Source organism: Methylomarinum sp. Ch1-1 (assembly GCF_030717995.2).
GTDB lineage: Bacteria > Pseudomonadota > Gammaproteobacteria > Methylococcales > Methylomonadaceae > Methylomarinum > Methylomarinum roseum.
Window position 1 is genome coordinate 1,258,355 of the sequence record NZ_CP157743.1, and the last position, 14,711, is coordinate 1,273,065.

General features: G+C 50.5%; 14 protein-coding genes. 8 read left to right on the forward strand and 6 right to left on the reverse strand.

Annotated elements, in window-relative coordinates; all coding sequences use genetic code 11:
- Window positions 1-3 precede the first annotated feature (3 nt).
- The 5 genes from pyrR to gshB are packed head-to-tail and all read right to left on the reverse strand — an operon-like array spanning window position 4 to window position 3,359.
- Window positions 4-522, reverse strand: coding sequence for a bifunctional pyr operon transcriptional regulator/uracil phosphoribosyltransferase PyrR (gene pyrR, locus Q9L42_RS06155; RefSeq protein WP_305909298.1), 519 nt, complete (start codon window positions 520-522; stop codon window positions 4-6).
- Entirely contained in the window at window positions 519-977 is a 459-nt protein-coding gene (ruvX, locus tag Q9L42_RS06160) for a Holliday junction resolvase RuvX (RefSeq protein ID WP_305909297.1), read from the reverse strand. Before ruvX ends, pyrR begins: the two co-directional genes overlap by 4 nt.
- Window positions 970-1,536 (reverse strand): YqgE/AlgH family protein, encoded by a 567-nt coding sequence (locus Q9L42_RS06165; protein WP_305909296.1) that lies wholly within the window; start codon window positions 1,534-1,536, stop codon window positions 970-972. The genes ruvX and Q9L42_RS06165 overlap by 8 nt, the downstream gene beginning before the upstream one ends.
- A 6-nt stretch (window positions 1,537-1,542) precedes the next feature.
- Entirely contained in the window at window positions 1,543-2,415 is an 873-nt protein-coding gene (locus Q9L42_RS06170; protein WP_349432311.1) for an energy transducer TonB, read from the reverse strand.
- Window positions 2,412-3,359, reverse strand: a complete 948-nt coding sequence (gshB, locus tag Q9L42_RS06175; protein ID WP_305909295.1) for a glutathione synthase — start codon at window positions 3,357-3,359, stop codon at window positions 2,412-2,414. Before gshB ends, Q9L42_RS06170 begins: the two co-directional genes overlap by 4 nt.
- A 333-nt stretch (window positions 3,360-3,692) precedes the next feature.
- Here gshB and rpmB point away from each other — a divergent pair, with 333 nt between their 5' ends.
- Together rpmB and rpmG are read left to right on the forward strand one after the other, a co-directional pair.
- Window positions 3,693-3,929: a 50S ribosomal protein L28 gene (rpmB, locus tag Q9L42_RS06180; RefSeq protein WP_305909294.1), complete on the forward strand. Its 237-nt coding sequence runs from the start codon at window positions 3,693-3,695 to the stop codon at window positions 3,927-3,929.
- A gap of 12 nt (window positions 3,930-3,941) precedes the next feature.
- The gene (rpmG, locus tag Q9L42_RS06185; RefSeq protein ID WP_014150284.1) at window positions 3,942-4,097 is read left to right on the forward strand and encodes a 50S ribosomal protein L33; all 156 of its coding nucleotides are present in this window, start codon (window positions 3,942-3,944) and stop codon (window positions 4,095-4,097) included.
- A gap of 60 nt (window positions 4,098-4,157) precedes the next feature.
- On the opposite strand, the gene Q9L42_RS06190 is transcribed toward rpmG, so the two are convergent.
- Window positions 4,158-5,480 carry a cyclic nucleotide-binding domain-containing protein gene (locus Q9L42_RS06190; RefSeq protein ID WP_349432313.1) on the reverse strand — a complete coding sequence of 441 codons (1,323 nt, stop codon included), beginning with the start codon at window positions 5,478-5,480 and terminating at the stop codon, window positions 4,158-4,160.
- Window positions 5,481-5,811: 331 nt separating this feature from the next.
- Between Q9L42_RS06190 and Q9L42_RS06195 the strand changes: the two genes are divergently transcribed.
- The 6 genes from Q9L42_RS06195 to Q9L42_RS06220 all read left to right on the forward strand — a co-directional run bounded on the left by Q9L42_RS06195 (window position 5,812) and on the right by Q9L42_RS06220 (window position 14,687).
- Window positions 5,812-7,107 (forward strand): DegQ family serine endoprotease, encoded by a 1,296-nt coding sequence (locus tag Q9L42_RS06195; RefSeq protein WP_305909291.1) that lies wholly within the window; start codon window positions 5,812-5,814, stop codon window positions 7,105-7,107.
- Between the two features lie 79 nt (window positions 7,108-7,186).
- Complete coding sequence (gene moaB, locus Q9L42_RS06200; protein WP_349432314.1) at window positions 7,187-7,708, forward strand: molybdenum cofactor biosynthesis protein B; 522 nt, start codon at window positions 7,187-7,189, stop codon at window positions 7,706-7,708.
- Complete coding sequence (locus Q9L42_RS06205) at window positions 7,708-8,100, forward strand: DUF423 domain-containing protein (RefSeq protein WP_349432315.1); 393 nt, start codon at window positions 7,708-7,710, stop codon at window positions 8,098-8,100. Before moaB ends, Q9L42_RS06205 begins: the two co-directional genes overlap by 1 nt.
- 43 nt (window positions 8,101-8,143) lie before the next feature.
- On the forward strand, window positions 8,144-10,789 hold the full coding sequence (gene pepN, locus Q9L42_RS06210) for an aminopeptidase N (RefSeq protein WP_305909289.1): 2,646 nt from the start codon (window positions 8,144-8,146) through the stop codon (window positions 10,787-10,789).
- Window positions 10,790-10,818: 29 nt separating this feature from the next.
- A complete protein-coding gene (locus tag Q9L42_RS06215; RefSeq protein ID WP_305909288.1) occupies window positions 10,819-11,328 on the forward strand; it encodes a PaaI family thioesterase in 510 nt (169 codons plus the stop codon).
- A gap of 725 nt (window positions 11,329-12,053) precedes the next feature.
- Window positions 12,054-14,687, forward strand: coding sequence for a UPF0182 family protein (locus Q9L42_RS06220; protein WP_349432317.1), 2,634 nt, complete (start codon window positions 12,054-12,056; stop codon window positions 14,685-14,687).
- Window positions 14,688-14,711 lie beyond the last annotated feature (24 nt).

The window sequence follows — 14,711 nt, forward strand, 5'->3', positions numbered from 1 at the left end:
GTTTCAGGCGGCGTGATCAAAGGATTGTATATGGATGCTCAGCGGTTCGGGGCCGGTTAATTTGATGCGCTGGCCCGGCTGCATCTGGATATTGCAGGCGCAGCAATCCGGACGCAAAGGGATCTGGCGTCCGTCTCTTTCGATCAACACCGCCAGCAGCACTTGGTTGGGGCGTCCGTAATCGAAAATTTCATTCAGCGCAGCGCGTACGGTCCGGCCGGTATAGAATACATCATCGATCAGGATGATGTCACGACCTTCCAGGTGTGCGGGTAATTGGCTGGGTTTGATTTTGGGGTGCATGCCGATTTGGGAAAAATCGTCGCGATAAAAGGAAATATCGATCAGACCCAATGGCTCCTCTATGTTCAGGCGTTTGTGCATGTGCTCGGCAATCCAGGCGCCGCCGCTATGTATGCCTATCATCAAGGGGTTATGCAGGTTTCTGGAGGCGATTTGCTGTCTGAGTTTGCTTTCCAATGTATCGAGTAAGCTAGGAATGTCTTGTGTCGTTAATGTCATAATGATGAATGGTTGTTAAGCCAGCTTTGCAGTATTAACTGGGCGGCCAATTGATCTTGTACTTCCCATAGTTTACCAGCACGGACCCCAAGCTCATCAAATAATAGCTGTTTCGCCTCGAAGGTCGATAAGGCTTCGTCGATCTGATAGACAGGCAGCTGGAAGCGCCCTTCCAGCTGTCGACAAAATTTCCGCATTCTCGGTGTGATGATGTTGTCGGAGCCGTCCGACTGCTTGGAAATTCCAACCACCAGGCCGGCCGGTTGCCATTCGGCGATCAGTTTGCCGATGGCGTCCCAGTCGGGGCGCTGATTGATCGAACGGATCGTTTGCAAGGGACTGGCCGTGCCAGTGGTGGTTTGGCCGATGGCGACGCCGATTTTTTTATTGCCGAAGTCGAAACCCAGGTAGGTGTCGCTGCTGATTTTACTGGCCAACGGATCTTTATTAGGCATGTCCGGCTGGGGCGGTCAGCTTGTTGATGTCGACGCCCAGTTGGCTGGCGGCCGCATTCCAGCGCTGATTGATCGGCATGTCATATAAAATATTTTCTCCGCAGGGCGTGTTCAGCCAGGCGTTGTCGATGATTTCTTTTTCCAACTGACCGCTGCCCCAACCGGCATATCCTAACGCGATTAGGAAATGGTCCGGGCCTTCGCCGGCGGCAATCGCTTCGAGGATGTCGCGCGAACTGGTTAAGGCGGTGGTGTCGGAGGTGGCGACCGTCGAATCCCAGCTCTGGTCGCGGTAGCTGTGGAGAACAAAACCGCGGTCTTGCTGCACCGGGCCGCCGATTAAAATCGGCGTCTCATTGATCTGTTCATCGCTGGAGTTGATCTTCATTTGTTCGAAAATATCGCTGAGAGTCAGTCCTGCTGAGCGATTGATGACGATGCCTAAGGCGCCTTCCTCATTGTGTTGACACAAATAGGTCACGGTATGACTAAAGCTGGGGTCGGTTAGGTTGGGCATGGCGATCAGAAACTGATTGTTCAAGTAATTAGCTGTAGTCATGGTTGTTTACCGGGTTGTCATGCCTGATTCGTCAGAAAATTTCCATACTCGGGTGATGACCAAGACATCCAGTTCCTGCAGCAATTCAGCCGGCAGCGCGGCAAACGGCGCACTCATCTGTACGATGCGTTTGGCGGCGTCATCCAGGGCTTGATTGCCTGAGGACTTGGTGATCCGTATGCTGTATATGCTGCCGTCGGCGTTGATGCCGACGTCCATCGTCAAGGTGCCGGAAAAGCCTTTTTTACGCGCGACTTCAGGATAATTTAGGTTGCCGGTGCGTTCAACCTTATTTTCCCAGTCTTTCATGTATTGAGCGGCGATATATTTATGGGTGCTGACGGAATTAACAAATTTGATTTTGTTTTGTTCGGCGCTGCTCTGGCTTTGCCGAATCTGTTCGCCTAGCTGGGCAATCTGCTTTTGCAACGATGCGGCGGTCAGTTGCGGTTTTGGTTGGCTGGCCTGGGCCGGGATAACCGGCTTGTTAGCCGTTTCGATTTTTTCCACGGCCTGTTTCACGGTTACCTTCTTGGAGGCCTTCGCCGCTTTGCTCGCGCTTTTCCGTGGCGCCGGTTGCCGACGCTTGCCGCTGTTGTGGCTGGGCAGTTTTTGCTTGGGAGCCTCCGGTTTTTTGTTTTCCTTGCCTGCGCCGATTTGATTGTCCTGAGCCAGGTATTCGGCCTTTTTCGGCGCTTTTTTTGCCGGCGTGTTGGACAGAGTGATCTCGATCGACTTGCCCACTTTTTCCGGTTCTGGAATGCTGAAATTAAGCCCCATCAGGATGATGGCGTGGACGACGGCGGCGATGAACAGCGCCGTCAGCAATGAATCGCTATGCGATATCGGAGGGGGATTGTAGGAAAATGAAGACGTCATGATAATCTGTTTTCAATATAATCCATCAATTGGGCGCTAATATTGAGTCCGAATTGTCGATCCAGTTCCTGGACGCAGGTGGGGCTGGTGACATTGATCTCGGTCAGGTAAGCACCGATCACGTCGATACCAACGAAAGCCAAGCCTTTTTCCTTTAGGGTTGGGCCAACCTGACGAGCTATCCACCAGTCGCGTTCAGTCAGCTCCCGGCCTTCCGCCCTGCCTCCGGCGGCGAGGTTGCCACGGGTTTCACCGCTAGCCGGAATACGGGCCAGGCTATAAGGCACCGGTTCGCCGTCGATCAGCAAAATACGTTTGTCGCCGTCCTTGATTTCGGGTAGGTAACGCTGAGCCATGATGAAGCGGCTGGCGTGTTGGGTCATCGTTTCCAGAATCACGCTAAGGTTAGGGTCGTTTTCTCGGATATGGAAAATGGAGGCGCCGCCCATGCCGTCCAAGGGCTTCAGAATGATTTCCCGGTGTTGTTGCAGAAATGAACGTATGCGCTGCGGTTCCCTGGCGACCAGGGTAGGAGCGCAGCATTGCGGAAACCATGCGGTAAACAGTTTTTCGTTGGCGTCTCTTAGCGATTGTGGCTTGTTAATGACCAGGCTGCCGGCTTTCTCCGCTTGTTCCAGCAGGTAAGTGACATAGATGTATTCTTGGTCAAACGGTGGGTCCTTGCGCATGATGATGACATCGAGATCAGATAGCGCCATTTCCTGTTCGTCGATGAATTCGAACCATCGCTTTGGGTCTCGCTGTACCCGCAGAGTCCGGGTTCTGGCGTAAACCCGGCCGTCATGCAAGAAAAGGTCGTTCAGCTCCATATAATGAAGCTCCCAATTTCTACTCTGGGCTTCCAGCAGCATCGCGAAACTGGTGTCTTTTTTAATATTGATCCGGTCGATGGGGTCCATCACCATACCTAACTTTATGCGCATCGGTCAGCCTGTTAATGATTGGTTATTTAAGGAATAAGGCAAAAAGTGATTCTTTAAAGCTCGAGCGTTATTCTGTCAATTACGCGGCATAGATACATGGCGGTTAAATTTCCCGGGTTGTTGCTGATTGATCATCAGGCGCCATGAGGTGGCGGTGATCTTGAAAAAACAATGGGTAAGCACGCTGCGCTAAAAAGTACGGCGTTGTTATTGATAGCCATGTAAAATGATAATTCTACCAAATATATTTTGCTATGGGTTGTTTACCTGAAAAAGATTTTTTGGTATAAAGAGCGGCTAACTTTTGAATAAAGGCACGCATTAGAGGTAATCATGTCCAGAGTATGTCAAGTAACGGGTAAGCGCCCTGTTACCGGAAATAACGTATCACACGCACAAAACAAAACCAAAAGACGTTTTAGTCCGAACCTCCATCAGCACAGATTCTGGGTTGAAAGCGAAAATCGCTGGGTTCGTCTGAGAGTTTCCGCCAAAGGGATGCGTATCATCGATAAGAAAGGTATCGATGAGGTCTTGGCCGATATTCGTAAACGTGGCGAAAATATTTAAGGAGTCTGAAAAATGCGCGATAAAATTAAATTAGTTTCCAGCGAAGGAACTGGTCATTTTTATACTACGACAAAAAATAAAAGAACCATGCCCGAGAAAATGGAGATCAAAAAGTTTGATCCCGTTGTTCGTAAGCATGTGATGTATAAAGAAGCCAAAATCAAGTAATGGCTTAAGCGCCTTTGCCGGAATCGACAAAGGCGTCCTTCCTCCAAGGCAAAGCTGAGCTCATTGGTTGTTGCCGTTTCTCAGTGAGTCCAGAAAGGCTTTCATTTTTTCAGATTGCTTGAATAGCTGCTTATATTTTCTGGCGAGCTCGTCCCTTTCTTGCCTCAGTGTTTGGCATTTTACTTCCAGTTGCGCGATAGTCTGTTTCAGTTGTTCGCTATCGGGTTCTGAATTGAGTCCCGGTTGTTCGGCCGCTGTTTTAGCCGCTTCATCGACGCTTAAAGGCGTTTCATCGTCATGCTCGTCCACGGCGAAGGTGGCTGGCTTATCAACCGGCTGGTCGGGAACCTTCTCCATGCCACCTTGCAGAACAAAGGCCTTGATGCGGTTTCTTAACAGCAGGAAGGCGGCGGCCTCACTGGTTTTGCCGTTTTCACAGACGACGATGATTGGCTGCTTTTTGTTCAGTGTTTTCAAGGTCATGCGCAGGGAAAAAAATGGCGCATTGATGCTGTGTTCCAAATGATTTTTTTGATATTCGTCAGGCGGCCTGACATCCAGCAGCGTGGCGCCCTGACTTATTTCAGTCTGGGCTTGTGGATAATCGATGAATTGTAGGGTCGGCTTCTTGATCAGGTTAATGAAATTTTCTTTGTTGAGCCGCAATAACACCACATTGGTCAGGGCTCGGACGGTCACATTGCGTGGTTCGCCGGATAATAAGGCATCCTCGCCAAAGGTTTCCTGGCTTTTCAGTTGCCCCAGCTTGATGTCCTTGGCGGTCGGTGTAGGTTTGCGTGTGATCAGGCATTGACCACTTTTGATTAGATAATAATAATCACCCGGTTCCCCTTGGGTGATTATGCTTTCGCCTTGTTCATAACAGACTTCTTCAAGCCCGATGATAATGCGCTGCAAGTTGGCGGGCGGTAATGCTCTGAAAATAGGGGATTTTAGCAGCGTTGTCATCCAGTCATCGTTATCTTCAAGATCGTCAACGACCATATAATTTTTTTCCTCTTGGTAAGGCGTATTATGTTCTTGATTAATCATATCAGCATTAAGGCGTAAAAAACGAATGTCTGTTTCGGCTAGAGCGTCGATTTTTCTTGGAATTTGATGGGCTAGCGCGAATTTCGACGCCTCGCTGCCTGAGCTAATCGTTTCCACCTTGAACTCTTCGGTTTGCAAGCTGATACGGCCATCTAGCAAATAAAACAAATCGTTTCCGTCATCGCCTTGTTTGAATAAGAAGCTGCCGGCTTTAAGCTCGGCGACAGCAATCTGTGCGCAGAGGTCATCAAAGCAATCCTGAGGGATTCTTTTTAGCGGAATCAATTGTCGAATCGCGCTAGCTTCTTTAGAACGGGGGTCAATAGTCATATGGCAAAGAGTCAAACTATTCGGATTGGAGTTTCAGGGCAAATGATAGAGCATATTGCGCCTTTGTTCTGTTAATAAAACAGCAGATTTATGCTGTTTCCAGCTGAAAATACGCCTTTAGAGGAAGATTTGCATCGATGGCCGACCAGGTCTAGCCCTTTAAAAGCAAATAATCATCTTCATATTGAATATATGGCAAAATAGTAATGAAGCCTAAATATTTCTGACGATATCGAGCCTATGCGCTGATTATTAAACATTAAGGATTTTGGGAATGACGAATTTAGTAAAGAAATTGACAGGGGGCGCCGCGCTGGCGGTCTTGTTATTGATGAATGTCGGCGCGGAGGCGGCCTTGCCGGCTAATGTTGAGGGCAAAACCTTGCCTTCGTTGGCGCCTATGTTGGAACGCAGCATGCCGGCGGTGGTCAACATCTCGACGACTAAGGCGGTTGCGGAAAATCCACTATTAAATGATCCTTTTTTTAGGTATTTCTTCCAATTGCCGCATCCTCCTAGACGCCAACAGAAGAATAGCCTGGGCTCGGGCGTCATTATCGATGGTCAAAAAGGCTATGTGGTGACCAATAATCATGTCATCGATAAGGCCGATAAAATCATGGTCACACTAAGCGACGGGAGGCAGTTTAATGCCGAATTATTGGGCGCCGACCCGGAAGCGGATGTCGCGGTCATTCAGATACCGGCCGATAATCTGACCGCGTTGTCGATCGCCGATTCAAGAATGCTGAAGGTCGGTGATTTTGCCGTCGCCATCGGCAACCCTTTCGGTCTCGGCCAGACGGTGACTTCCGGCATTATCAGCGCCTTGGGGCGGAGCGGGCTAGGCATTGAGGGCTATGAAGACTTTATTCAAACCGATGCGTCGATTAACCCCGGTAATTCCGGAGGCGCGTTGGTGAATTTGCGCGGTGAGTTTATCGGTATGAACACGGCGATCTTGGCCCCCGGCGGCGGCAATGTCGGTATCGGTTTCGCGATTCCCTCCAATATGGTGATGACGTTGGTAGACTCGTTGGTTGAGCACGGTGAAGTCAGGCGCGGCTTGCTGGGAGTGACGACGCAAGATTTGACGGCCGAATTGGTCAATGCCTTCGGCCTAAAAAGCAAGCATGGCGCCGTGATCAGTCGTGTCGAGGCGTCATCGGCTGCTGCCAAGGCCGGCCTGGAGCCGGGTGATATCATCGTGTCCTTGAATGGTCGCAAGGTCAAAGGCAGTCATCAGATCCGCAATATGATCGGTTTGATGGAAATTGGCGATCATGTCGACATCGGCGTGATTCGGGGTGAGCAGAGAAAAACGATTCGTGCGACCATCGGCAAGCCTCAGCGGCAGATGTTGGCTGGCGACCAGTTGCATAGAACGCTGGATGGGACGATATTGGCGACAACGCAAAAAGGCCAGGTCGAAGGTGTTTTGTTGGAAAAAATCAAGGCGGGTTCCTACCCTTGGCGTGTTGGATTGCGTCCCGGAGACATCATCGTTTCGGCTAATCGCTATCGGACCAGGAATCTGGATGAATTGAGACGAGTTATTGATCCGCGTCGGCCCTTGTTAATCAACATTCAAAGAGGCGGCGAGGCGTTCTTTTTGGTGTTGAAATAACATTGCTGAAAGGTTCGGGGTAAAATCTGAACCTTGAACCTTGAACCTTGAACCTTGAACCTTGAACCTTGAACCTAAAATGAATCAAATCTCTCAATTCATACCCTTGAATATCGCCTTACTGACGGTATCGGATACCCGTCAAGAAGCCGATGACGTATCGGGTCAGACCTTGGCCGAGCGAGTTGAGCTGGCAGGTCACCAAGTGCGCCAAAAAACCATCGTGCCTGACGATGTCTACCGTATCAGGGCGGCGGTGTCCAACTGGATTGCCGATGATCGGGTCAATGTCGTTATCACGACTGGCGGCACCGGCGTGACCGGTCGCGACGGTACGCCGGAAGCGGTGGCGCCATTGCTGGATAAGACGCTAGACGGCTTCGGCGAAGTGTTTCGGATGCTTTCCTATCGCGACATCAAGACCTCGACGATGCAATCGAGGGCGCTTGCCGGCGTCGCCAACGGCACGTTTCTGTTTTGCCTGCCCGGTTCTTCCGGCGCCTGCCGCACCGCGTGGGATGAATTAATCAAAGAACAGCTGGATTATCGCACCAAGCCGTGTAACCTGGTCCAGTTAATGCCGAGACTGATGGAGAAATAATGCGCTCCCTTTTTTTAATGTTAAGCGCCTTGATGGCGTTAGTGGCCGTAGCGATGGGCGCCTTTGGCGCGCACGGCCTGAAACAACTGCTGACGGCCGAAATGTTGGCAGTTTATCAGACGGCGGTGACTTATCAGATGTGGCATGCCTTAGGGCTTGGACTGATCGCCGTTTGCAGTCGGGCGTCGCCAGCGTCGACTCTGTTACGCTGGGCGGGGTGGCTGATGTTCACCGGTATTCTCTTGTTCTCTGGCAGTCTTTATCTGCTTGTCCTGCTGAAGCTGAAATGGCTCGGTATGATCACGCCGCTGGGCGGTGTTGCCTTCATCCTGGCTTGGTTGCTGCTGCTTGTGTTTGCCGCTAAAGACGATAATAGCGAGCCGGCGACATAAGCGGCCGGCTATCATTTTTCCCAATTTTTAATGAAATAGAATCATGCGTGACGCCAATCCCCAAACGATATATCTGAAAGACTACTCGGTTCCTGAATATTTGATTCACGAGGTTGATTTGAACTTTGACCTTGGCGAGGAGCATACCGTCGTCGTAGCGCGGCTGACGCTGCAGCGTAACCCCCAGAGCCAAAGCCCGAACCAGGAATTGACCTTAATGGGAGAGGACCTGAATCTGCTCGGCGTCGAGCTGGACGGTACGGCGCTACACGCGCAACAGTATGTGCAGACGGATACATCGCTGACTATTCATCAGGCGCCGCAGGACGGCATTTTTGTATTAAAGATAGAAAACAGCATCAATCCGAAGGCGAATACCGCGTTCGAAGGCTTATATCAGTCCAGCACGATGTTATGCACCCAATGCGAGGCGGAAGGTTTCAGAAAAATCACCTATTTTCTCGATCGTCCCGATGTGATGAGTCGGTTTAAAACTACCCTGGTCGCCGATAAGGACAAGTACCCTGTGTTGCTGTCCAACGGCAATAAGGTGGAGCAAGGGGAGTTGGCGGGCAACCGTCATTGGGTGAGCTGGGAAGACCCGTTTGCCAAGCCCTGCTATTTATTTGCGTTGGTAGCCGGTCAGTTGGAATGTATCGAAGACCGCTTTGTGACAATGAGTGGCCGCGAAATCAGCCTGCAAATTTATGTCGAAGCGCATGATGTTGATAAATGCGACCATGCCATGCAGTCGCTGAAAAATGCGATGCGTTGGGATGAAGAAGTCTATGGCCGGGAATATGACTTGGATCTGTATATGATCGTCGCCGTCGGCCATTTCAATATGGGGGCGATGGAAAACAAGGGATTGAACATCTTCAACACCAAGTTTGTGCTGGCGCGCCCGGATACCGCGACCGACAGCGATTATGAGCATATCGAAGGGGTCATCGGACATGAATATTTCCATAACTGGAGTGGCAACCGCGTGACCTGTCGGGATTGGTTTCAGCTCAGCCTGAAGGAAGGTTTTACCGTGTTTCGCGATCAGCAGTTCAGTGGCGATCGCGCCTCGAAGGCCGTCAAGCGCATCGAGGACGTCAACATGCTCAGAGCCCGTCAGTTCGCCGAGGATGCCGGGCCTTTGGCGCATCCTATTCGGCCGGAAGCCTATATCGAGATCAATAACTTTTATACCTTGACCGTTTACGAAAAAGGCGCCGAAGTCGTGCGCATGTTGCACACCTTGTTGGGAGGCGAGGGTTTTCGCAAGGGCTGCGATCTGTATTTTCAGCGTCACGACGGCCAGGCCGTGACTTGTGACGATTTTGTCTCGGCGATGGAAGACGCCAATGGCAGGGATTTGACTCAATTCAGGCGCTGGTATTCCCAAGCCGGCACGCCGCAACTGAATGTCGAGCAGCACTATGATGCCGAGAGCGGACAGTTGGAATTGACGCTTAGGCAGCACTGCCCCGATACACCCGGGCAGACCGATAAGCCGCCGTTGCATATCCCGGTCAAGATCGGCTTGTTGAATTCCCGCGGCCAGGTTGAGCTCATCAAACTGGATGGGCGTCCCCCGGTCGAGGAAACGGTCCTGGAGCTGACCGAGGCCGAACAAAGCTTTGCCCTGTCCGGCCTGGCTGAGCAGCCGACGGTGTCATGGTTGCGCGGTTTCTCCGCGCCGGTCATCGTAAAAATGCAGCGCAGCCTCGAAGAACTGGCTTTTTTGTTGAGTTACGATTCCGATACCTTTAATCGCTGGGAAGCCTCCCAGCAATTAGCGGGACAGGTGATCGCCGATTTGATTGCCGATATCCAGCAAGGACGAGAACTGACACTCAACCCGGTGATCGTCGAAGCCTATACAAAGCTCCTGGAACAGCAGTGGGATGATTTAAGCTACTTTTCCTTGTTATTAGCGCTGCCGGATGAAAGTTATCTGGCCAGCCAAATGGATGTGATCGATGTCGATGCGATTCATCAGGCCCGGGAATTCGTCAAAAAATCTTTGGCCGAACGCTTGCAGGCGCATTTCTTACGTCTGTATCGGGAAAATCATCGCGAAGAATCGGGGCAGTTCGACGCCGGCGCGATCGGCAGGCGGCGGATTAAGAATACCTGCCTGCACTATTTATCGACACTGGAAACGGGCGACAGCCAGTCCTTAAGTCTGAGGCAGTTTGAGGGTGCGGCAAATATGACCGATCAGATGGCGTCGCTTTCGGCTATCGTCAATAGCCGGCATCCGGCCAAGCAGGCCTGCCTGGAGCAGTTTTACCGGCAATGGCAAGATGAGGACTTGGTCATCGATAAATGGTTTGCATTGCAGGCCAGCAGTCACTGGCCCGGGACCTTTGCCAAGGTGCAGCAATTATTGCAGCATTCGGCTTTCGATATGAAAAATCCAAATCGGGTCCGGTCATTGGTCGGGGCCTTCAGTCAAGCCAATCCCGTGCATTTTCATGCCCGCGACGGCTCCGGCTATCATTTTCTGGCGGACCAGGTGATTGCGCTGGACAAGCTGAATCCTCAGGTGGCTTCGCGCATGGTGACGGCATTGACGCAATGGCGACGGTATGATGATGAAAGGCAACAGCTGATGAAGGCGGTATTGCAGCGCATTATCGACACTGAGGCGATTTCCACGGATGTGTTCGAAACGGCCAGTAAGAGTTTGGCCTGACTCGTCATCGGCTGGGTAGGTGGCGTTAAATGAATTTGCGCAAACTGATCTGGAATGCCCGTTGGCTCAGCGATGAGCAACGCATCAAATGGTATCCGGCTTTCTGGCTGATGCGGCTGAAGGTGTTGGAATTGTCACCGTGTTGGCGGCGGGTCACCATTTTATTGCCGCATAGCTGGATTGCGACCAATACCGGCGGCAGCATGTTTGGCGGTTTTCAGGCCTGCCTGGCGGATCCGATCGCGGCGATGTCCTGTTTGAAGGTTTTTCCCGGTTATTCGGTTTGGACGCGTTCACTGCATCTGGATTTCAGGCGCGAAGGCTTGAGCGATCTACAATTGCGTTTCGCCATGAGCTCGGAGCAGGAGCAGCAGATCAGGCGTGAGTTGGAAAGAAAAGGTCGAAGCACGCCGGAATTTGAGTATGGTTATTATCAGGCCGATGGCAGTCTATGCACGTTAATCAGGGCGCGGGTGGCGATTCGGCCGAAAGGCTATAAAAAAGACATGGCGTCCAACGTGCAACCGTCTCAACCATAAGCGCTTATTGGGTGTTAAAATTAAAAAAGATAATATGATTATAATCTGTTGCGGATTGTTTCTCCTATTTGGCCTTCAAGATCCGGCGTGAATATGGCCTTGCCAACTAGTACTCAGTCAATTTATATATGACGGGTACTCGGCAGGCGCCAGTTATTCCCGGGTTGAGCATTTTTGAACATATAAGGGAAATGCTGAGGTAGGTGCGAATTTATTCGTATTGCGCGGCTAAATCTGCACCTACTTTCATAATTGCCGACAGAATGATATTGACTATGTACTAGTACAACACCATTATTGTAATGTCGAGTAAATGTATTAAAAAATATCTAAGAATTCATGTGCTTGCTTAAGCCGATAACTCGACAGAGGACAATGGATGCCGCACTAGCAGCCCCTGCTTCACGTTGCACGGACTCCTCTTTGTGTGGCTTAGCCTTGACGGCTGTCTTGAAAACCAATCGGAAACGGCTTAAATCAAATTCACCTGGCGGTTTGTTCATAGCGATATCAAAGTATAATTTGCGCCTATGACCTGGCAAGTCGTGTAATATCATCACGCCACCGTTCGTCATGGTCGGGCGCCGCCTGAAATCCTCATTGACAGGATAATAAATGGTGCTTTTTGGTTGCCAGCGCTGACGCCGGCTCGTAACGGTATTGAACGGGTTCTGATACAATCGACCCTATAATAATAAACAGTCTAGAGTAAAAAAGAGGAATTTATGCGAATCCGGAAACTGTTGCCTGCCTTGGTGGGTGCGACCATCGTTATCGCTATAGTTTTATACGTTGCGTTCTATTTCGTATTTCTCGATCTTTTTGTCGATCTCTGGTGGTTCCGTTCGCTGCAATATGAAGCCTATTTCTGGCTGAGATTGTTGTATCGCTTTATTCTTTCCGGCGGCGTCACGCTGTTTTTCTTCGCGGTATTCTTTTTTCATTTCTGGATCGCCTCGCGTTACCTGGGGCTGAATCCGCCCGATGCGGTGTTGCTCGATGCCGATAAAAGACGACGTTTTCAAAGTTTTGCCGATGTTTTCATGAGCGGTTCGTCGAAAGTTTATACGCCGTTATCTTTTTTTCTGGCCGTGTTCATCGCGATTCCGTTTTACGAGCAGTGGGAAAAGGCGCTGTTGTTTTTCTTCGGCAGCGCCTCCGGTATCGTCGAACCGGTTTTTGAGCAGGACGTCAGTTTCTATATGCTCTCCTATCCGATTTTTATGCTGATTCAACAGGAGCTGTTGTCGACGGCGATTATTCTGTTTTTCCTGGTTGGAGGGTTGTATTGGCTGGAGCACATCTTTGTGCCGAATCAAAGCAAGGAATATCCATTAGGCGCGAAGATCCATCTAACGATGCTGCTCGGCTTCATCGTGCTGTTTGTGATTTGGGGCTTCTTGCTGGAACGTTACTCGCTATTGTATGTCGATTCGCATGAGCCGGTTTTTTTCGGCCCGGGTTTTGTCGAAATGCGTTATCAATTACCGCTGATTTGGTTGTCGATCTTATTTTTCCTGGCGATGGCCGTTGCCGGGATGGTGTTTATTTTTTCCGAAAAGCACCGTATCAAGATGCCGTTGATTATTTGCGCTATCGGTTTCGTTTGCGTCGTCGGCTTAAGGAAAGTGGAGTTCATCCCGCAATTGATGACGACCTTCATCGTCAAGCCGAATCCGGTCAAAACGGAAGGCGTGTTCATGCAGCATAATATCGATGCGACGCTGGATGCCTATGATTTGAACAATATCAAGACCATCGAGACCACGGTCAGCTTGGATGCGACTAAGGACATCGAAGAGTGGTCGACGAAAAAACATTTCGAAAACATTCCGGTCTGGGACAGGGAGTTTTTGACCGATGTCTATATGCAATTGCAGGGGATCCGGCCTTATTATCGTTTCCCGGCTGTCGATGAGGATCGCTATTTTCTGAATAATCATTATCAACAGGTCAACTTGGCGGCACGGGAAATGAATATCAAGAAATTGCCGGCGGAAGCGCAAAACTGGGAAAACACGCATTTACGCTACACCCATGGTTATGGCGCGGTCGTGACGCCGGCCGCCCAAGATGCCGGCAAACCGATAATCTGGTATCTGCGCGACCTGAACATGACTTCCGACGCCGGTTTTAAGGTCAAGTATCCCGACATTTATTACGGCCAGGAGCCGTATCATTACGCGATCATGCCGAACCAGCTGACCGTCGCCGGCCTATCCAGCTCAGATCCGGGGACCGGGAGTCAATATGTCGGCTCCGGCGGTGTGCCCATTCCGGGCTATTTCAGAAAGATCCTGTTCGCGTTCTATTTCAAAGACGAAAAAATCTTCTTTTCGACCAATATCTCGACCAGAAGCAAGATGATGATACGGCGCAATCTCATCGACCGGATCAATGCGCTGACGCCGTTTCTGCATCTGGACAAAGACCCTTATCTGGTCATCGATAAAGACCGCTTTTATTGGATTCAAGATGCCTATACGACTTCGGATAAGTATCCCGTCTCCAAGCCGGCGGCGGATGATTTCCTCGACGCTAAACTGGACTTTAATTATATCCGCAACTCGGTGAAGATCGTCGTCGACGCCTATGATGGTTCGGTGGATTTTTATATTTCGGAGCCCGATGATCCGATCATTAAGGGCTACAATCTCGCCTATCCGGGCTTGTTTAAAGACCTGGATGAAATGCCTCTGGAATTGAAAAAACATCTGCGTTATCCGCGTGATTTGTTTTATATGCAAATGAAGGTCTATGCCAAATATCACCAGATCACGCCGGAGCTGTTTTATGAGCAGGCGGAAACTTGGCAGCACGCGACCGTCAACAAACAACAAGTCAGGCCCTATTTCATCACGATGGATTTCGGGAACTGCAATGATCGGGAAGAGTTTGTGATGATCAACCCGATGACGCCGATCAATCGCGACAACCTCAGTATGATTGGGATTGCCGGCACCCTGAATAGAGAGCAGTGTGGCGTCTCCTATGACCCTGGCGTGACCATCTACAAATTTAGCAAGGATGTTCAGGTCAACGGGCCGGCTCAGGTCGATGCGTTGATCGATCAGGATCCTGATGTTTCCGAACAGTTCACGCTATGGGATCAGCATGGATCCAGCGTTCAGCGTGGCAGGATGGTGATCTTGCCGATGGGGAATTCGATACTCTATGTTCAGCCGATCTATATGTTGTCGACCAAAACCAGGATACCGGAATTAACGCGGGTCATCGTTTCGATTGGCAACCAGGTGGTGATGGACAAGACATTATGGTCGGCCTTCAATCGCCTGAAAAAGCTGTTTATCAAGGAAGTCAAAGATGCCGCCGGTTCCGGCACCACCGTTGGAGACTAGCGGCTTGCTCCGGGAGGGGGATTC